General features: G+C 67.5%; 14 protein-coding genes and 1 pseudogene. 2 read left to right on the top strand and 13 right to left on the bottom strand.

Going from position 1 to position 18,264, the window contains the following annotated elements; all coding sequences use genetic code 11:
• Nucleotides 1-26: 26 nt before the first annotated feature.
• Nucleotides 27-2,132 (top strand): EAL domain-containing protein, encoded by a 2,106-nt coding sequence (locus tag ABNQ38_RS10250; RefSeq protein ID WP_377807383.1) that lies wholly within the window; start codon nucleotides 27-29, stop codon nucleotides 2,130-2,132.
• Between the two features lie 42 nt (nucleotides 2,133-2,174).
• On the opposite strand, the gene ABNQ38_RS10245 is transcribed toward ABNQ38_RS10250, so the two are convergent.
• The 3 genes from ABNQ38_RS10245 to ABNQ38_RS10235 all read right to left on the bottom strand — a co-directional run bounded on the left by ABNQ38_RS10245 (nucleotide 2,175) and on the right by ABNQ38_RS10235 (nucleotide 6,481).
• Nucleotides 2,175-2,984: a LuxR C-terminal-related transcriptional regulator gene (locus ABNQ38_RS10245; protein ID WP_377807382.1), complete on the bottom strand. Its 810-nt coding sequence runs from the start codon at nucleotides 2,982-2,984 to the stop codon at nucleotides 2,175-2,177.
• Nucleotides 2,985-3,704: 720 nt separating this feature from the next.
• Entirely contained in the window at nucleotides 3,705-4,019 is a 315-nt protein-coding gene (locus tag ABNQ38_RS10240) for a hypothetical protein (protein WP_377807380.1), read from the bottom strand.
• Nucleotides 4,016-6,481, bottom strand: coding sequence for a carbohydrate-binding domain-containing protein (locus tag ABNQ38_RS10235; protein ID WP_377807379.1), 2,466 nt, complete (start codon nucleotides 6,479-6,481; stop codon nucleotides 4,016-4,018). Before ABNQ38_RS10235 ends, ABNQ38_RS10240 begins: the two co-directional genes overlap by 4 nt.
• A 342-nt stretch (nucleotides 6,482-6,823) precedes the next feature.
• Here ABNQ38_RS10235 and ABNQ38_RS10230 point away from each other — a divergent pair, with 342 nt between their 5' ends.
• The gene (locus tag ABNQ38_RS10230) at nucleotides 6,824-8,056 is read left to right on the top strand and encodes a glycosyltransferase family 4 protein (RefSeq protein WP_377807377.1); all 1,233 of its coding nucleotides are present in this window, start codon (nucleotides 6,824-6,826) and stop codon (nucleotides 8,054-8,056) included.
• A 10-nt stretch (nucleotides 8,057-8,066) separates the two neighbouring features.
• Here the strand turns inward: ABNQ38_RS10230 and ABNQ38_RS10225 are convergent, their stop codons facing one another.
• The 10 genes and pseudogenes from ABNQ38_RS10225 to ABNQ38_RS10180 form a co-directional block, all read right to left on the bottom strand.
• On the bottom strand, nucleotides 8,067-9,125 hold the full coding sequence (locus ABNQ38_RS10225; protein ID WP_377807376.1) for a hypothetical protein: 1,059 nt from the start codon (nucleotides 9,123-9,125) through the stop codon (nucleotides 8,067-8,069).
• Nucleotides 9,107-9,757, bottom strand: a complete 651-nt coding sequence (locus tag ABNQ38_RS10220) for a hypothetical protein (protein ID WP_377807375.1) — start codon at nucleotides 9,755-9,757, stop codon at nucleotides 9,107-9,109. Before ABNQ38_RS10220 ends, ABNQ38_RS10225 begins: the two co-directional genes overlap by 19 nt.
• Nucleotides 9,754-11,013, bottom strand: coding sequence for a glycosyltransferase family 4 protein (locus ABNQ38_RS10215; protein WP_377807374.1), 1,260 nt, complete (start codon nucleotides 11,011-11,013; stop codon nucleotides 9,754-9,756). Before ABNQ38_RS10215 ends, ABNQ38_RS10220 begins: the two co-directional genes overlap by 4 nt.
• 111 nt (nucleotides 11,014-11,124) lie before the next feature.
• A complete protein-coding gene (locus ABNQ38_RS10210; RefSeq protein WP_377807373.1) occupies nucleotides 11,125-12,312 on the bottom strand; it encodes a glycosyltransferase family 4 protein in 1,188 nt (395 codons plus the stop codon).
• Nucleotides 12,297-13,490 carry an O-antigen ligase family protein gene (locus ABNQ38_RS10205; RefSeq protein ID WP_377807372.1) on the bottom strand — a complete coding sequence of 398 codons (1,194 nt, stop codon included), beginning with the start codon at nucleotides 13,488-13,490 and terminating at the stop codon, nucleotides 12,297-12,299. Before ABNQ38_RS10205 ends, ABNQ38_RS10210 begins: the two co-directional genes overlap by 16 nt.
• Nucleotides 13,484-13,813, bottom strand: coding sequence for a hypothetical protein (locus tag ABNQ38_RS10200; RefSeq protein ID WP_377807371.1), 330 nt, complete (start codon nucleotides 13,811-13,813; stop codon nucleotides 13,484-13,486). Before ABNQ38_RS10200 ends, ABNQ38_RS10205 begins: the two co-directional genes overlap by 7 nt.
• A complete protein-coding gene (locus tag ABNQ38_RS10195; RefSeq protein ID WP_377807370.1) occupies nucleotides 13,810-14,820 on the bottom strand; it encodes a glycosyltransferase family 2 protein in 1,011 nt (336 codons plus the stop codon). Before ABNQ38_RS10195 ends, ABNQ38_RS10200 begins: the two co-directional genes overlap by 4 nt.
• Nucleotides 14,817-15,989: a glycosyltransferase gene (locus tag ABNQ38_RS10190; protein ID WP_377807369.1), complete on the bottom strand. Its 1,173-nt coding sequence runs from the start codon at nucleotides 15,987-15,989 to the stop codon at nucleotides 14,817-14,819. Before ABNQ38_RS10190 ends, ABNQ38_RS10195 begins: the two co-directional genes overlap by 4 nt.
• A 52-nt stretch (nucleotides 15,990-16,041) precedes the next feature.
• Nucleotides 16,042-17,187: an AAA family ATPase gene (locus ABNQ38_RS10185; protein WP_377807368.1), complete on the bottom strand. Its 1,146-nt coding sequence runs from the start codon at nucleotides 17,185-17,187 to the stop codon at nucleotides 16,042-16,044.
• A gap of 874 nt (nucleotides 17,188-18,061) precedes the next feature.
• Nucleotides 18,062-18,244 (bottom strand): annotated as a pseudogene (locus ABNQ38_RS10180) (Wzz/FepE/Etk N-terminal domain-containing protein); the annotation flags it as partial.
• Between the last annotated feature and the right edge of the window lie 20 nt (nucleotides 18,245-18,264).

Genomic DNA, 18,264 nt, shown 5'->3' with positions numbered 1-18,264 from the left:
ACAATCGTTGTTTGAGTTGCAGGCCTATGTTGTTTCCAGGCGGTTCGGGATCGGCGTCGGATGAGGCGCGTATTATAAGTCACGACACTGAAGAGCAGTACCGCAGCATCTTCGAGAATGCTGTCGAAGGCATCTATCAGACCACCGTCGACGGCCGTTACCTGCGGGTCAATCCGGCGCTTGCCGATATCTACGGCTATGCTTCGCCCGAAGACCTGATCGCCAACCTCACCGACATCGCCTGCCAGCTCTATGTCGATCCGGGCAAGCGCGAGGCCTTCGCCGACCTGATGGCCCGCCAGGACCGCGTCCTCAGCTTCGAAGCGCGCGTCTTCCGCCGCGACGGCTCCATCATCTGGATCTCGGAAAGTGCGCGCTGCGTGCGCGACGCCGCCGGCCGCATCCGCTATTACGAAGGCACCGTCCAGGACATCACTGAGCGCAAGCAGCATGAGGAGAAAATCCGGCTGCTCGCCACCGTGTTCGACAGCGTCGCCGACGGCATCCTGATCGTCGATCCCGAACTGACCGTCCAGGCGATCAACCCGGCCTACGAGATCATGACCGGCTTCCAGCGGGAGGAACTGCTCCGCAAGCCTTTGGTGCTCTTCGCCCCCGGTTCGCACGAACGGGAATTCGTCGACGCCATCTGGACCACGGCGCGCCAGGCCGGCCGCTGGCAGGGGGAGGTCACCAGCTTCCGCCATTCCGGCGACGCCTTCGCCGCCGCCCTGTCGGTGACGTCGGTCCGTGCGCCGAACGGCGTGCTGGAACATTACGTCCTGACCATCGCCGACATCAGCCAGCGCAAGTCGCAGGAACACCGAATCCGCTATCAGGCCAGCTTCGACCGGCTGACCGACCTGCCCAACCGCTGGCTGGTCTGCGAAAGGCTGGAGGAGGCCATCGTCCGCGCCCAGCGGACGAAGAGCAAGGTCGCTGTCGCCTTCCTCGACCTCAACCGCTTCAAGCAGGTGAACGACACACTGGGCCATCATGCCGGCGACGAGCTGCTGAAGCTGGTGGCCCGGCGCCTGCGCAACTGCACCCGCATGACCGATACCGTCGGCCGGCTGGGCGGGGACGAGTTCCTGATCGTGGCGCCTGACGCCGCCGACCGCTCCGCCGGAGCCCGGCTGGTGGAAAAAGTGCTCTATTCGATGTCGGAGCCCTTCAGTGTCCACAATCAGGAGCTTTTCTGCGGCGCGTCCATCGGCATCGCCTTCTATCCCGACGACGGCGAGACGGCGGACCAGCTTCTGCGCAATGCCGATCTGGCGATGTACCACGCCAAACTCAATCCCGAGCACAAATACGTCTTCTACGACGGCGGGATGCGCGAGCGGTCGGGCTTCACGCTGGGGCTGGAGAGCGACCTGCGCCGCGCCAGCGGCGGTGACGAGTTCGAACTGCATTTCCAGCCCAAGATCGATCTGGTCGGCAACCGCACCATTGGGGCGGAGGCGCTGATCCGCTGGCGTCACCCGGTCCGCGGCGTGGTCAGCCCCGCGGAGTTCATTCCGCTTGCCGAGGAAACCGGCCTGATCTGGGAAATCGGCGCCTGGACCCTTATCGAATCCTGCCGACGGCTGGCCGACTGGATCCGGCGCGACCTGCCGATCCCCTCGGTGTCGGTGAACCTGTCGCCGCGCCAGTTCCAGGACGCCCGCCTCGTCGGTTTCGTGCGCAGCGTGGTGGAATCGGCAGGCATCCCAGCCGACCGGCTGGAGCTGGAGCTGACAGAAGGTGCGATGATCGGCGACATCGAGAAGGCGGTGACGATCCTCAACGGGTTGAAGGACATCGGTGTCCGTCTGTCCATCGACGATTTCGGCACCGGCTATTCTTCGCTGGCCTATCTGAAGCGCTTCCCCATCGACACGCTGAAGATCGACCGTAGCTTCGTCCGCGACATCGTGAAGTCGACCACCGACCCGGCCATCGTCGGCACCATCGTCAATCTTGCCGAGAGCCTGGGCTTCGACACCATCGCCGAGGGGGTGGAGACGCAGGAGCAGGCCGACATGCTGCGTCAGCAGCGCTGCACCCGCATCCAGGGCTATCTGATCAGCCGGCCGCTGCCGATCGATCAGTTCGAAGCCTTCCTCGGCAACAGCGTGGTTCCGGCCTGACGGCTGTCCCCCCTCTCCCGCCGGGAGAGGGGATACCTCGACTTACGGCGCCGTCCGTTCCAGGAAATACTCCATCTCCTGGATGATGCCGCTCTGGGCGGCCCAGAGGGCGGCCTGGGTGCGGTTGCGAACATTGATGGTCTGCATGATGTGGCGGACATGAAGCTTCACGAGATCTTCCGTCATCAGCATCTCGCGCGCGATTTCCTTGTTGCTGCATCCGTCCATGATCAGCTTCAGGATGCGGGCGTGACGCGGATAGAGCCCGGGATAACCCAGCAGTTCGGTTTCATGCTGGGCCATCGCCCCATCCTCGCCACCGCGGCGCAGTGCGGTGGGAGAGAAGTAATCGAAGCACTCCTCCGGCACCACCGGCTCGCCGGCATGGATCAGGCGCAGGGACAGCACGAAGGCGGCCGGCGCCATCCGGTTCAGGAGATAGCCGCGCACGCCGAAGCGCAGGGCCATCCGCATGTGGTGGGCGGAAAATTCGTCGGCGATCATCGCAAGCTTGGCCTGCTCGCCGTACCAACTGCGGAAGTTCCAGGCGTCGGTCTTCAGCGAGGCCAGATCGAACAGCACGATGTCGGCGGATCGGTCGGGATTGCCGTTTGCGGAGCCGTTTCCAGGCGGCGCCTCCAGCGTGGCCACAGCCCCCCTGGCGGAGAACCCGTCGGAATAGCGGTCGGCGGCGCCGTTCGTTCTGCCGTTCCACATCGTCTTGGGTGAAAGTCCAGTTACAAGCCGGCTTTGCGGATCGATGACCTCGAAGCAGTCATCCAGAATGTTCAGGATGGATTCGCGCAGCAATCGGCTTTGGTTGTGAACAATCACACGAATACGATCGGACATGTCCGTCTCCCCCAGGAATAGACGAAATGGTGGACGGCATTGCGCGGCCGGAAGGCAGGCTTTTCCCCCCTGGACGCTGTGCTTGGACGTCGGCGGTGCCGGTGCGTGGCAATTCAGGTTTGCCGGATTCTTATGCCCGGCGTCCGACCTTCGGCCCCCCGTTCGGACCGTTGCCTCCGCAGTCTCCGATGCCGCCGCGCTTGGCCGCGCAATGCCGCAATTCCGATGGACGGTGCACGTTGTATCGCTGGTGCCGTGCTCGCCCGTTCGAATTTAGATCAAACTATGATCCGGCACTCACGGCATTGTCTGCTGCACTTTTGGAATTGTTCCAGGCTCAGTGGGGGAGAAATCACCCTGTCAGGGCGGAGTCCGTTGTCAGAAGGACAGCAGTAATAAACCATCCTCGTGTGCCTGGATAGAGATGATTACCCGACAAAGACAGTGGGGGCTACAAGGGATATCGCCAATCGTGACGAGTCCGAAGGGAAAGGAGCCAAACGATTTTGCCAGACTAAGAAGAAAAACGTCATTCTAAAGCAACTTATATTAGATGACTTGACTTGCTACCTGTTCGATCTGCGCCAGTTCACCATCGATAATATAGACTCTTAAACAGGTGTTGCCAGGGGAATCTTCGTTGACCATGGAAACGAAAATGGAGCCCCGCCTGGACGGGGCTCCATTTTCGTTCCGGTTAGCTGCGTCTTGGCCGCCGCCTTATGCCGCCACGTCGTGGCTGATGGCATAGACGCCGGTATCCCAGCGGGCGATGGTGGTGTCGAAGCCGCCGACGCCGTTCACCACGTCGAAACCCTGGGTAGTGTTGTGCATCAGGTCCTGGACCGTGTAGTGGCCATTGGCGAGCTGCAATTCCACATGAGTGGCCACCGCCTTGCGCGCCGCGGTGTCGTTGAAATCGACGCGGTCGGAGGCGACGACGATCAGCCGGTCCTTCTGGTCGTAGAAGCCGTAGCCGGTGATCTGGGCATCCGGATCCTTGTCGGTGAAGGTCAGCGGATGGTGATAGTTCACCCCTCGTCGCCGATCAGCACCGGGGCCTTGGCCTTCAGGGCGGCGATCTCGGCGTCGCTGAACAGGTTGTGCCCCTCGTATGTGGCCTGCGGGATGATGAAGGCGCTGGGCGCGCTGGCCTTGGTCATCGATTGCAGGGCGGCGTCGCTGACGTAATAGCCGAAGGGCACGCCGGCATCGTGCAGCTTGGTGATCGGTTCCAGCAATTCGCCCAGATAGGCGTTGCCGATGGAGTTGCCGGCCGGCTCCAGCGCATTCATCGCCTTTTCGGCGTTGGCGCTGTAATAGAGCGCCGGGCCGAAGGGACGGGTCGGCACGATGTCGCGCAGCATGTCCAGCCAGGGCTGCTTCACCTCGCCCCAATCGTGATAGCTGCGCGACCACTGCTCCGCCGCCCGGCGGACACCGCCCTGGTCGTCGGCGATCATCGTCCAGCCGCTCTGCAGCCAGGTCTGCTCCAGCCGGCCCCAGCCCAGCTCGTCACGCACCGTGCCGGTGACACCGGTGTAGAGGCTGTTCACCGCGCCCCAGTAATCGTCCTCCGACGAGGACATCATGTGGCCGAAATGGGCGTCCGGCGCGCGGGCGGCATGGATGCCCAGCATCGCCTGCTCGTAGGAGGCCGGGGCCTGCTTGTGCTGCATCTCGAAGCGTTCGAGGGTCTGCACGTTGAACAGGATGTCCTTCTCGTTCATCTTGTCGGCGATCACACGGGCATCGACGCCGGCGAATTCGCGCATCGCCGCCGGGGTGAAGGACACCTGGGTGGTCAGCCAGGCCGCCTTGCCGGTGTTCTTTACGATGGCGTCGTCCAGCGCCTTCCAGCCATAGGCCCAGCCATCGACGAAATATTCCAGCCACTGGGTCGGGTGGTTGTCGACGATGTCCTGTGCCTGCTGCGCCAGCGTGCTGCCGGCCACCTTGATGCCGGTCTTGCTGCTGAACTCCGCGATCATGCGAGAATTGAAGAAGTCCATCACACCGGAATGCGGGCTGCCGTCAAAGAAGTCGGCCAGCTCGTACCCGCGGGTGCCGGTCAGGGCGGACAGGCGACCGAGTTTGTCGGCCATCCAGTCGGCATAATGGGCGGTACCGCCGGTCCAGCCGGCCGGTGCGTCCTTGGCGTCCAGAGGCATCAGCGGGCTGACATAGCCCCAGCCATACGGGTTGCTGCTGTCGGAGTTCAGGACATTGCCGTCGCCGTCGCGCCCCAGATACTGCGGATGGGCCTTGACCCACGACACCCACGCCTTGTGGCCGCCCAGATTGGCGAACTCGCCGCCGTTCTGCGAGAACTCGAAGGTGTCCTCCCACAGCTGCAGGCCGATCAGCGGCATCACCCCGTCGGCCAGGTGGCCGGCGGCGACGTCGCGGGTTTCCTTCAGATGGGCTGCGTTGGCGTAGTCGGGCACCAATTCCCAGAACAGGTGCTGCGGCGCCAGCCCGCGGTCGGCACCCCAGGAGATGGTCGACACGTCCGACATCAGCGGCGGACGGTCGCTGCTGACCCCGGCGCTGGCGCTGTGGTCGTTCTTCGGCAGCGTGGCGGCTGGCGCCGTCGGAATTGTGGGAGTGGTGGGAGTGGTCGGCGCCGTAGGGGTGGTCGTCGTTCCGCTCACCAGCATGTCCTTGCTGACGGGAATGCTGAGTGTGCCGTTCCACCACAGACCCTGCTGGCCGGCAATGATGTCCTTGCCGTCCAGCGCGCCGCGGTCATAGGTGACGCCAGCGGCGGTCGAGGCGACGCTGTGGCCGTTCACCACGACGGAGCCGACATAGAGGCTGCGGTCCTGGCCATTGACGACGGCGTCGTTGTCGTACTGGACCTGGACCTTGTGCGCCAGGGCCGGATCGAGATCGACCGTGAACTTGTAGGCGGTCTGGCTGGTGGCGGCCACCTTGGCGTCGCCCACCATTTTGCCATCGACCAGAAGCTTGAAATGCGGCGGCACGCCGCCGGCACTGGTGCCCCAGGCGTTGACGACCACGCTGAAGGACTTGGTCGCCGCCGGGGTCGCGACCACCGCCTCGGCGGCATCGGTCGCCGTGGGGACGGGGAACAGCGAGGCGGGCAGCGGCATGTTCAGGGCGCCGCCCCAATAGAGACCTTCCTGCCCCTTCACCACGTCCTTCCCGTCGACCGCGCCCTTGTCATAGGTGACCGACGGGTCGGTGACGGCGATCGAGGTGCCGTTCACCGCCACGGCGCGGACGAACAGGTTGCGGTCGGCGCCGCCGATCACTCCGTCATTGTCATAGACGAGCTGAAGGTTGTGCGCGCTGCCGGCGGCGACCTTCGCGGTGATGGTGTAACGGCCGGCGGTGCTGCTGTTCACCGTCGCCTGACCGATGGTCGCACCATCGAGTTTGAGCGCCAGATGCGGCCAGATGCCGCCGGCAGCCTGTCCCCATGCGTCGATCGCAAAGGTGACATCGATGAGATTGGACTCGGTGGACGACATCGGCACGACTCCTATTAATCGGATATTAAGATCTTCCAAAACGGGATTACCCGTATCGGTCGGATTACCCTTCTCGTTAGGAGTAGTCGCACGAAAGTTTATGTAATTGAGAGAGTCAATCTTGGGACATGACTCTGACTCATCTTTGACTCTTCCAAAAAAATCGATTTTGAGTCCGCGAATGCTTTAGACGCTGAAAGACTGAAACCGACATCGGCAGTCTTAAGCCTGTTGTGTGGAGATCGTATCTTTCGTTTGTTTGGTGTCCGCCCTGCCTCCATGGTCCACTGCGGCACGAACCGCCGCCGATACCGCAGATCAGGCAGGGCAGGAGACCTCCCCATGCGCACCAAATCCCTGCGCATCGCCGTCGTTACGCAGAAGATCGTCCGCCATGACGGCCAGGGCCGCGTAAACGCGGTCGTGGTCGACGAACTGCTTCGTCGCGGGCACGAGGTCGTTGCCATCGCGTCGGAACTGTCGGACGAACTGGCGCGTCATCCGCGCCTGCGCTGGGTCCGCATCGACGGGGGAGGGGTGCCGACGCAATTGGCGAAGGACCAGCTGTTCGCATGGCAGGCCAGCCGGGCGCTGGCACGGGAAAGGCGCCGGAGGAAAGACCGGCCAGGGAAAGATCAACCAGGGAAGGACGGACCGGGGATCGACCGGGTGGTGGTGAACGGCTTCGTCAGCTGGGCGCGGTCGGACGTGAATGCGGTGCATTTCGTCCATTCCGCCTGGATGCGCTCCCCCACCCACCCGATCCGCAAGGGCGTCTCGCCCCTGTCGCTTTACCGGGCTCTCTACACGCTGCTGAATGTCGGGTTCGAGCGCTGGAGCTTCCGTCGCGCCGGCCGGCTGGTGGCGGTGTCGCGCACCGTGGCGGACGAGTTGCGCCGGGACGGCATCGCGCCCGTGCGGCTGAGCGTGATCGACAATGGCGTCGATGTCGAAGAGTTCCGTCCGGGAACGGCGGATCCGGCGCTGTTCGGCCTGCCGCCCGGCCGGCCGGTAGCGCTGTTCGTCGGCGATGCCCGCAGCGACCGCAAAAATCTGGACGGCGTGCTGCGCGCGCTGGCCGAGGTGCCGGATTTGGCGCTGGCGGTGGTCGGGGACGAGCGGGGCGGCCCATTCCCGGCGATGGCGCGGGCGTTGGGGGTGGAGGAACGGGTCCGCTTCCTCGGCCACCGGCGCGACGTGGCGGCGCTGATGCGGGCGGCCGACCTGTTCGTTTTCCCGACCCGCTACGAGCCCTTCGGCCTCGTCCTGCTGGAAGCGGCGGCGAGCGGGCTGCCGGTCGTCACCACGCGCCTGGCCGGTGCCGGCCGGCTGCTGGAAGACGGGGCGGCCATCCTGCTGGATCGCCCGGACGACCATGGCGAGCTGGTGCAGGCGATGCGCAGTCTGGCGGCTGACCCGGCGCTCCGCCGCCGCATGGGCGAGGCCGGGCGCCGGATCGCCGAGAGCCAGGACTGGTCGGTGACGGCCGGGCAGTATGCCGACCTGCTGGAGGAGCCGGAATGCGCGGGTCGGGCGGTCGAGGGGCGGGGGCTGTTGGCCGGATCGGCCCCCTGACCGGGTGCGGTCAGCGCGCTCCCAGCCGCAAATCCATCATCACGCTGTCGCTTCCCGCCGGGGCGTCTGCCACAGCCACACCCACCGCAGCCGCGGGGCCGGCAGTGGAATCGACCCTCTGGGGAACGCCGCCGGCGGGGCGCAGGAGGCTGCCCATGCGGATGGCGGCACGGGTCTTGCCGACCGGCGCGGTGCCGCTGGTGGCGACCGGCACGACGCCGCCGGCTGGGGCCGAGGTCAGGGCGACGCCGTCGGCCGGGCGATCCTGCTCCAATCGGCGCACCCGGTCGTAATCGCGCTGCACCAGATTGCCGGCATCGACGCCGCCGGCCCCGGCCTTGCGGAACTCGCCGGCGCACTCCACCGCCTCGAACCGGTTGGCGCGGCAGGTGCCGGAGATGCTGAGCGCTGGAGCGAACCCGTCGCGGCCGAGGCGGATCAGCCGTTCCGCATCCTCGAACCGGTTGCCGACGGCCGAGGATGCCACCACGGCCGCGGTCTCGATGTCGGCGGCGCGGTCGTTGGTGCCGTCGCCGAAGCTTGCGCTGCCGCCGGTGAACCGGTTGCGCTCCAGCGACCGCACCACGATCAATCCGGTGACCGGACGCCCGGCCAGACGATAGTCGGGCAGCAGAGACCCGCTGCAGCCGATCAGGACATTGCCGTACATCTCCGCCATCGGCCCTTGGATCCAGCCGTTGCCGCAGGCCTCAAAGGCGCAGTCGAGGAACTTGTTGTTGGACAGGAAGGTCCGCTTCGGCGCCCCGTCCTCCGCCAGGATGGCGTAGGGCGAGAAACCGAGATGGCAGGAGATGAAGCTGGCATGATCGATGCCGTTTTCCGGCGCCACGGCGATGGAGGCCAGTGTGTTGCCGGCGAGGTCGGTGTCGAGGAACAGATGATCGCCGAAGCTGTCGGTTCCCGCCGACCAGTAGGCACCGATGTGGTTCTTGGTCAGCTGGCAGGAAATCAGCGAGGAATGGTCGCGCCAGACATCCACCCCGGCGCGGAAGCCGTAGACCCCGACCCGTTCCAGCAGGAAGCGGGAGGTCAGGGCCACCCCGCCCATGCCTGGCGGCGCATCGCCCGGCCGGTTGCCGGGCTTCGGTCCGCGCAGGCTGAGATGGGCGATGCGGCTGCGCTGATAGCCCTTGTTGTCGTCGCGGGCGGCCTGCCGACTGCCGGCACGGATGGCGAAACGGCCCGGCCCCAGATCTCCGGCCAGGACAGCAGCGAGGCCCGCATGCCGGCGCCGACGATCTCGACCTCGTTGAAGGCATCGTCGTAGCGGTCGAGGTTGGGCAGGACGATCTCGCCATCCAGCCGGTACTGCCCCGGCGGCACCAGCACCGTCCCGCCCTGGCCGGTGCGCGACAGTTCCAGGACAGCGCCTTGCAGAGCGGCCCAATCGCATTCCTGGTCCAGGGAACGGGCATGAGGATGGACGCGCCGCGCCGCCTCCAGGCTCTTGTAGCGTTCGGACAGGGGGTGGCTGCGCCCGTCGCCGATGGCGCCGCGGTCGCGGATCGACAGGGCCGGGCCGTTCCGTGGCGGCTGGTCGGGGGGCGGGCTGGGAGACGGGCGCGACAGCTTGTCCGGAGCAGCCAGGGCGGTGACGGCGGCGGACCCGACTGCCGGCAGTGTAAGGGCCGCTGCCAGCAGCGCACGCCTGCCGATGCGGCTGCCGGTTCGGTCATTCATGGGACACGAACCCGAGCCGGTCGCTGGAGCCCGCCGCTGAGCGCGGCGCGATAGACCTCCTCCACCCGGTCGAGATGGCGATCCAGGGTAAAGGGTGCTTGCCAATAGCGGTCATAGGCATTGCGGCCCATCCGCGTCACCTCCGCATCGTGGGTGAACAGCTTCAGGCAGCGGGCGAGGTCGGCGGCGTCGCCGCTGCGGAACAGGAAACCGTTCTCGCCGGACAGGACCGCCTCCGCCGCCGCACAATTGTCGCTGACGATGACGGGGACGCCGTTCGCCAGCGCTTCATAGGCGGCGAGGCCGAAGGTCTCGTACCACAGCGACGGAACCACCAGGGCGCGCGCGCCCCGTACCTCCTCAAGCACTCCATCGGGTGGCAGCCAGCCGGCAAGCTCCGCCTCCGGGTTCAGCCGGCGGACCGTCTCCATTTCGTCGCCGTCGCCGATGAAGCGCACCGGGCAACCGGCCTCGGCCGCTGCATCGGCCAGCAGGGCGGCGCCCTTCTCGCGCGACAGGCGGCCGACGAACAGCATGTGGCGGTTGCCGGCGACCGGAGCCGGACCACGATTCCTGATCTCGTCAGGCACTTCGACCGGGTTCGGGATGGGCAGGGTCATGGTGCCGGGCGGCAGATGGGGGGCGATCACCGCGCGCTGGCGGTCGCTGAGCGTCACCAGCGCCATGCCCCCGGTGAAGCCGCCGGCCAGCGCGCCTGCCGCATGGCGGGCCGCCCGCCACCATTTGTGATGCAGGGCGCGGGCGTCGCAGTCGGTGGCAAGGCAGCCGGCGGACAGCGCCCGGTGCGGACAGTTGACGCCTTCGGGGAAGACGAAGAAGGCGCCGTTGGGGCAAAGCGGGAAATAATCGTGCAGGGTCAGAAGCACCGGCAGGCCGGATTTCCGGCAGACCGGGAAGACGCTGGGCGACAGCGCCTTGGCCCAGCCATGGATGTGGATCACCGTATCGTTGGCCGGGCAGCCTGCAAGCAGGCTTTCCAGGGCACGCGCCGCTTCGCGGTTCCAGAGTCCCCGCAGCGCCGCCTGCACACGGTCGGCGTTGCCCTTCAGATCAGCCTGTTCCAGGCAATGGACGGTGATGCCGGCGGTCAGCAGAGCCGGATCGATGGGCGGCACGGCGGTGAAGAATTGGACCCGGTGGCCGCGCCCGGCCAACCCGACGGCGCTCGCGATGGCGACCTTCGCCAGCCCGCCGCTGGGGTGGGCATGGTCGCAGAGGATGACCACCGTGCTCATCGCGGGATGCTCGAAATTCGCGAGGACTTAAGCTCCCGGTTCAGTGACGGTTCCGACGCAGGAAAATGTCCCCTCTCCCCGGGGGAGAGGGGGATGGGACACTGCGGCCGCTCATTGCAGGGCACCGCGGTAGACCGCGGCGGTGCGGGCGGCGATCACCGGCCAGTCGAAGCGGCTGCGGACCAGGGCCCGGCAGGCATCGCCACTTGGCAGGCGGCGGACTCCGGTCAGCGCCTCCGCAAGGCCGATGCCGATGGAGCGTGCGTCGGTCCCGGCCAGGACGAGGTCGCCGTCCAGCCCTTCCACCACCTCCGGCAGCCCGCCGACCGGGGTGACCATCACCGGAGTGCCGGCGGCCAGGGATTCCAGCGCGGTCAGCCCGAACCCCTCCAGCGCCTGGGACGGCATCACGCACAAATCGGCGGCCCGGTAGGCCAGCGGAAGATGCGCATCGGGGACGAAACCCAGCAGCCGCACATTCTCCTCCAGCCCCAGCGCGCCGATACGATCCTGAAGGGCTGCCGCCTCCGGCCCGCGCCCGGCGACGACCAGCAGCACGTCGGGCACCCGGCGGCGCAGTTCCGCCATGGAATCGACCAGCGCCGTCAGCCCCATGCGCTTCACCAGCCGCCGCACCGTCAACACGGTCGGACGCCCCGGAGGCCAGCCGAGCCGGGCGCGTGCCCGCTGCCGGCTGTCGGGAAGGTCGTAGCGGTCGGCATCGACGCCGCCCGGCACCCGGTGGATGCGCTCCGGCGGCACGCCATAGCGCTCGGCCAGGACGGTTGCGAAAGACCGGGACAGCACGATGAAGCGGGCGGCGCGGTGATAGACCAGCCGCTCCACCATGAATTTCAGCCGCACCGCCAGCGGACCCGCCCCCTCCGCAGCGCTTTCCAGTGCCCAGGGGCCATGGAAATGGACGACCATCGGGCGGTTGCGCAGGGCCGGCAGAGCCCCCACCGTGTTCAGCGCGAAATGCGAGGCGACGAGGTCCGGTGCCTGCCGGCGCAGCGCCTCCGCGATAGCGGTCCGCGCCGCCACCATCCGGCGCGGCAGCGTGGCCGAAGGCGGCGCGAAGCTGGCGATGCGGGCGCCATTGTCCAGCGTTTCGGAAACAGTGCCCAGCACCAGCCCGGAGAAGGCGATGCCCTGCTGCGGCAGATGGCGGGCGAGGTTGTAGAACATGTTCTCCGCCCCGCCATGGGTCTCCGGAAACCAGCCCAGCCCAAGCTGGAGCACGCTGGCCTCCCGCATCTCCTCCGGCAGGGCGCCGGGCAGGATCAGGCTTCCGTCCATTGCTCGTCCTCTTGGAATTGGCGTTCGGCGGCTTGTTCGACGGCGGCCTGCTGGGTGGCGAGCCCATGGTTCTTGGCGGCCATCGCCATGCCCAGGAAGAACCAGAAGCCGACGCCCGTGACCTTCACCAGCGTGTGCTCGAACACCATGCAGAGGAGGATCGTCAGCGCCGCGGTCTCGGCGCAGCGGGCGAAGGGGTCGGGCGGCGCCCCGCCTCGGCGCAGCATGCCCACCGTCAGCGCGATGATTCCGGCGACATAGCCCAGCGTGCCGGGCCAGCCAAGCTCGTAGGGCACGCGCAGGATGCCGCTGTCGAAAAAGGCCATGGCACCCAGCTGGCCGTCCTCGTTGGTCAGCTTGGTCGCGGTGTCGATGGTGCCGAGCCCGGCGCCGCGCACCTCGGTCAGCGCCTGGATCAGGAAGCGGCCGTAGAACTCCTGCCGTTCCTGATAGCTGCGGTCGTTCTCCATCGAATTCAGCGTGTCGAAGCGGGAGACGATGGCCTGGTTGACCAACGGCACGCTGAGGAGCGGCAGGGAGCAGAGGATCAGCCCGACACCGACGGCGACCAGCCGCAGCCGGTGCCGGCCGGGCATTGTCAGCAGCAGCCAGGCGAAGGTGAACAGACCGGCCAGCCACGCCGCCCGCACCAGACTGAGCAGCAGCGACCCCAGCGCCAGCGCACCGGCGATCGGCACGAGAATGCCGCGGGCCGCCGGCAGCACCGCCAGCCCGGTCACAAGCAGGAAAGCCATCGGGCCGGAGGAGTTCAGCGTGCTGAAGACCCGCACCTGCATCGGCAGCGGCATGCCCTGGTTGGTCATGCCGACATTGATCAGCCAGCGCGCATCCCAGGCCGGCATAAAGAAGTACTGGATGAGCCCATAGCCGCCGACAAGCGCCAGCCCCAGCACGAAGGCGCGCAGCACCGCGTCGCGCATCTGCGGGTAGAGCGGCCAATGCAGGGCGACATAGAGGCCCAACGTCACCGGCACCAGCCAGTTCAGCAGCGCAAAGGTCGCCGCCGCCAGGCCGGCCTGGGTGATGCCGTTGAAGTAGGCGTAGAAGATGCCCAGCATCACCGGCACGAAGCCGAAATAGGCCCGATAACGCAGCATCGGCAGATACTGCGCGATCACCAGCCAGGTCATGGCACCGACGGCGAAAGGCGTCACCATGACGGACTGATGACGCTCCAGCCCGCCTGGTAATCGACCAGCCGGCGCACCTCCGGCGTCAGGAACCACAGCCACCAGGTGAAGGCGGCGAAGCGGGCCGGGTCGCGCGTCACCAGCAGCGCGCCGACGGCCAGCGCCCCCACCGGGAAGATGATCTCCAGCAGGCCGGCCTTGCCGACCAACACCGGCATCAAGACCAGGAACCAGAAGACCGGTGCGGCCAGCTTGCCCAGGGACGGCAGGCCGCCCGCGCCGTGATGGGTATGGGCCGGATGGCTTTGCGCCAGATGGTTTTGGTCCTGGCCGGCGGTGGCGAAGGTCATGCCGCTGTCTCCCGCCAGTCTCGCATCCCCGCCAGCCGGCCGCGCAGCGTGGCGAGCAGCTTCGCCCCGGCATGCCGGTCGCCACGCAGCCGCAGCCTTGCCCATTGCGCCAGCCCGGGAAACTCGCAGGTTCCCACCAGCATGGCCCAGGCGGCGAAGGCGGCGCGGTTGGCCGGGCCGAAATGGGCCATCAGCGCCAGCGTGTCGTTGAAGGTCGCGTTCTCCTGTGCCAGCGGGTGGAAATGATCGCTGCCACGCTGGTCGATGTCGAAACGGACGGCCGGAAAATGGTCGACCGCCACCAGCGGGTCGTAGACCAGCCGCCAGCCCTGGCGGGACAGGCGCAGGCAGAAATCGACCTCGTTACGGACCTGGGCGCCGCTGCCGCGCAGCCGGGTGTTCAGCCGCTGGCCGGCGATGGCCACCCGACGGAAGCTCCAGTTGGCGCCTTTCAGAACATCGACGTCCTGCGCCGGGCCGACGCCCAGATGGTGGTTGCCGATGACGCGGCCGAACCATTGCAGCCGGCCGACGATTTCCGCCTCTCCGGTCTCCGGCACGTCGCCGTGAAAGACATGGTCGCGGCCGCCGACCCCGCCGATGCGGGGGTCGGTGCGATACCACGCCTCGATCCGCTCCACCCAGTCGGGATGCGGGACGGCGTCGTCGTCGGTGATGGCGACGATATCTCCGATGGCATGGTCCATGCCGCGGTTGATGGCGGCGACCTGCCCCGGCACGTCGATGCCGACGAGTTGGACGGGCAGGGCGGGGCGGTAGCGGCGGGCGACCTCGGCGGACTCCGGATCGCTGTCGCGCACGGTGACGACCACCTGGACCGGCGCCAGGGTCTGGCGGACCAGCCCGTCCAGGCAGCCGGCCAGCTGGTCCGGCCGGCGGTAGGTCGGGACGATCACGGTGACGCCCAGCCGCTCGGTGGCGGTGGGATCGATCGGCACCAGCGATACCGGACGGGTCGTCATGGAAGGAGTGGTGTTGCCGTTCATGCCGGTGCCAGCTCCCGTCCGCGGCGGTTTGTCGCCGTCGACCGGTCGGGCGCCAGGGAGGCCTCCTCGCCGTTCATCCAGCTGTCGATGGTCTCGCGCAGGCGCGCCTTGAACACGTCGCGGTCGAAGCGGGCCGCATGGGCGCGGATGGCGGCGGGGTTGAAGCGTGCCTCCTGCGCCTCGAACCGCTCCACCGCCTCGATCAGGCCCTCCGGCGTCTGCTGGTCGAAGAACAGGCCGGACAGGCCGTCGCGCACCGTCTCGGTGGCGCCGCCACGGTTCAGCGCGATCACCGGCCGTCCGGCGGCCATCGCCTCCACCGGCACGATGCCGAAATCCTCGTTGGCGGTGAAGATCAGCGCCCGGCAGGACGCATAGTGGCGGTCGAGGTCGGCCGGGGAGCAATGGCCGACCAGCTCCACCGTCGGTCCGGCCATCTGCTTCAGGCGCCGGAACTCCTCCCCCTCGCCAACGACGACCAGCTTGCGGCCCATGCGGTTGAACGCCTCGATGGCGACGTCGGCGCGCTTGTAGGAAACGAGCTGGCTGACGAACAGGTAATGGTCGCTCCTGTCGCCGCCATTCGGGGAGGTGACGGTGGCGAAGCGCTGCGTTTCCACCGGCGGGTGGATGACGGTGGCGTCGCGGCGATAGACCCGCCAGATGCGTTGCGCCACCGTGTGCGAATTGGCGATGAAGCGGTCGACCCGCGCGGCGGTCGCCAGATCCCATTGCCGCAGACGGTGGATGGCATAGGGCATCAGCGGCCGGACGATCGGACCGGCCGAGTGCAGATAATCGTGATAGCCGCTCCACACATAGCGCATCGGCGTGTGGCAGTAACAGACATGTAGCGCGTCGGGCCGCGTCAGCACGCCCTTGGCCGGTCCGGATTCGCTGCTGATGACCAGGTCGTAGGCGTCGAGGTCCAGCTGCTCCAATGCCAGCGGCATCAGCGGCAGGTATTTCTGGTACATTCGGTGGGCCATCGGCAGCCGGTCGATGAAGGTCGTGGTGACCCGGTGGCTGCGGATGATCGGCGACATGCGTTCCGGCCGGTAGACATGGGTGAAGATGTCTGCCTCCGGATACAGCTCGCACAGGGCTTCGACGACCTTCTCGCCCCCGCGCATCCCGACGAGCCAGTAATGGACGATCGCGACTTTCATGGTGGGTTCTCCAGAAAGGGACCGGCGCTTGCCTGAGCCCAAGGGTTCGGTCTCAGGCGATGCGGCGCAGGCGATAGGAGCGGCCGCTGGGCGGGCGGGCGCCATATTCGAGATTCGCGTGTTCGCGGGCGTTGACCATCGACAGCACCGCCCCGCCGATCCGCCCGCCGACCTGCCGCACCTGCTTGATGCCGGCGCTGGCGAGGCTGGAGGCGGTGCGTGCCCAGCGCACGACGTAGAGGACACGGTCGGCCAGCGGCGCCAGGATCAGCGCATCCGACACCGACAGCACCGGCGGCGTGTCGAGGACGACGACGTCGTAGCGTTCGGCCAGCTCGACCAGCAGCGACAGCATGGCCTTGGAGCCGAGCAGGATTTGCGGGCGGTCGACCGGCCGGCCGGCGGCGATCACCGACACGCGGCGGCGGTCGTCGATGTGCAGAACCTGATCGAGCGTCGCGTCGCCTTCCAGCAGGTCGGTCAGCCCCTTGGGCGGGCGGACGCCGCCGAGAAGCCGGTGCACGGCGGGACGGCGGGTGTCGCAATCGACGATGACGACGCGCCGGCCGGTGTCGGCGAGGAAGGCGGAGAGCGCCACGGCCAGTGTCGTCTTTCCCTCTCCCGCCACCGACGAGGTCAGCATCACCACCTCGCCGCCCTTGACACTGGCGGGCTCGGCCCCGGTGCGGACCAGATGCAGCCGGGCGCAGAGCCGCCAGACCGCCTCGGCGAAATCGCCGCCGCCGGTGTTGGAATAAGGGTCGTCGTCGGCACGTGCGGACCGCTTGGCCCGGCCCAGCAGCGGCACGATGCCGACCGCCGGCAGGCCCAGCAGCGCCTCCACCTGATGGGAGCTGTAGACGCCGCGCTGCCGCATGGTGCGCACCAGGGCGACGCCGGTGGCGATGGCGCCGCAGACGACCGCGGCCAGCCCGGCGAGCACCGCCTTGCCCGGTCCGACCGGGCCGCCCGGAACGGCGGCGGCCGACACGATGCGCACGTCCGGCGTCATTTCCAGCGCCTGGAGCACCTGCGTCTCCTTCAGGCGGGTGACGGCGCGGCGGTAGTTGTCGTCCGACGCGTCGGCCTGCCGCTGAAGATCGCGCAGCCGCACGTCGGCCTGGAGCGTGTCGAAGGATTCCGCCCGCAGGCCCTCCAGCCGGCGGGACAGATCCGATTTTGGCGACCTGCTGTTCAACCTCGCCCCGCAGGCTGCGGACCACGCGGTCGACCTCGGTGGCGAGGGTGGCGTTCAGTTCGCGCAGTTCCGCGGTCGGCCGGTTCAGCGCCGGGTGGCGGTCGCCGTACTGGGCCCGCAATTCCGCGAGCTGGGCGTTCAGCGCCGCCTGACGCTGGCGCAGGGTGGTGATCAGCGGATCGCCGCCGATGTCGGCGCCGGTCAGCGATTCCGGGTTGCCGGGCCGCACCGACTGCAACTGGCGCAGCCGGGCCTGGGCATTGGCATGGGCGGTGCGCGCCTCCGCCAGCTGCCCATTCAGGGCCGACATCTCCTCGTTCACCAGCGGGGCGTCGCGGCCCTTCACCATGCCGGTCTCGGACCGCATCGCCTCGACCGCCGCGCGGCCGGTGGTGGTCATGTCCTGGCGCAGCTCGTCCAGGCGGCTTTGCAGCCATTCGCTGGCGTTCTGTGTGGCTTTGCGCTTCGCCTCCACCTGGATGGCGAGATAGGCGTCGGCGACGGCGGTGGCGGCGCGGGCGGCAAGCTGCGGATCCTTCGCCTCCACCGTGATACGGATCGCGCGGGACTGCACGCCGGGGCTGATGCGCAGGTTCTTCTGGAACGCCTCGGTCAGGCGGTCGGCTTCCCTGTCCTGCACGTTGCCGGTCGGGGCGGCCGGGCGCGGCGGCGGCGTCAGCAGCACGGCCAGCAAATCAGGCAGCATCGCCGTCACCTCCGTCAACAGGGTACGGCCTTCCTCCATCAGCGGGCTGAACAGGCCGGGCTTGTTGGTGGGGGCGGCGTATTCCGGTTCCTGTCCCAGGTTCAGCACCTCGACCACGCGGGCGGCGAGATCGCGGGAGCGCAGGATTTCCACCTCGGTGTTGACGGTGTCGAGATAGATGCCCATCGGCTCGGAGACGGAGGGGATGTTGATGACGCGGTTCGGATGCGGGTCGATCACCACGACGGCGGAGGAACTGTAGAGCGGGGTCATGGCGTTGATCAGAAGCACCGCTGGCAGCCACAGCACCGCGGTCAACCCGAGGATCAGCCATTTCTGGCGCCACAGCATCTGCACCAGCCGGCTGACGT

This window comes from Azospirillum sp. A29 (assembly GCF_042604625.1).
GTDB lineage: Bacteria > Pseudomonadota > Alphaproteobacteria > Azospirillales > Azospirillaceae > Azospirillum > Azospirillum palustre.
This window is presented reverse-complemented; position numbering and strand designations above follow the sequence as displayed.

Coding starts and splice junctions, on each gene's coding strand:
- ABNQ38_RS10235 (WP_377807379.1), bottom strand. CDS start 6,481: ATGTCGTCCACCGAGTCCAATCTCATCGATGTCACCTTTGCGATCGAC.
- ABNQ38_RS10205 (WP_377807372.1), bottom strand. CDS start 13,490: ATGGTGACGCCTTTCGCCGTCGGTGCCATGACCTGGCTGGTGATCGCG.
- ABNQ38_RS10190 (WP_377807369.1), bottom strand. CDS start 15,989: ATGAAAGTCGCGATCGTCCATTACTGGCTCGTCGGGATGCGCGGGGGC.
- ABNQ38_RS10230 (WP_377807377.1), top strand. CDS start 6,824: ATGCGCACCAAATCCCTGCGCATCGCCGTCGTTACGCAGAAGATCGTC.
- ABNQ38_RS10220 (WP_377807375.1), bottom strand. CDS start 9,757: ATGAATGACCGAACCGGCAGCCGCATCGGCAGGCGTGCGCTGCTGGCA.
- ABNQ38_RS10200 (WP_377807371.1), bottom strand. CDS start 13,813: ATGACCTTCGCCACCGCCGGCCAGGACCAAAACCATCTGGCGCAAAGC.
- ABNQ38_RS10245 (WP_377807382.1), bottom strand. CDS start 2,984: ATGTCCGATCGTATTCGTGTGATTGTTCACAACCAAAGCCGATTGCTG.
- ABNQ38_RS10250 (WP_377807383.1), top strand. CDS start 27: ATGTTGTTTCCAGGCGGTTCGGGATCGGCGTCGGATGAGGCGCGTATT.
- ABNQ38_RS10225 (WP_377807376.1), bottom strand. CDS start 9,125: ATGGGCGGGGTGGCCCTGACCTCCCGCTTCCTGCTGGAACGGGTCGGG.
- ABNQ38_RS10195 (WP_377807370.1), bottom strand. CDS start 14,820: ATGAACGGCAACACCACTCCTTCCATGACGACCCGTCCGGTATCGCTG.
- ABNQ38_RS10210 (WP_377807373.1), bottom strand. CDS start 12,312: ATGGACGGAAGCCTGATCCTGCCCGGCGCCCTGCCGGAGGAGATGCGG.
- ABNQ38_RS10215 (WP_377807374.1), bottom strand. CDS start 11,013: ATGAGCACGGTGGTCATCCTCTGCGACCATGCCCACCCCAGCGGCGGG.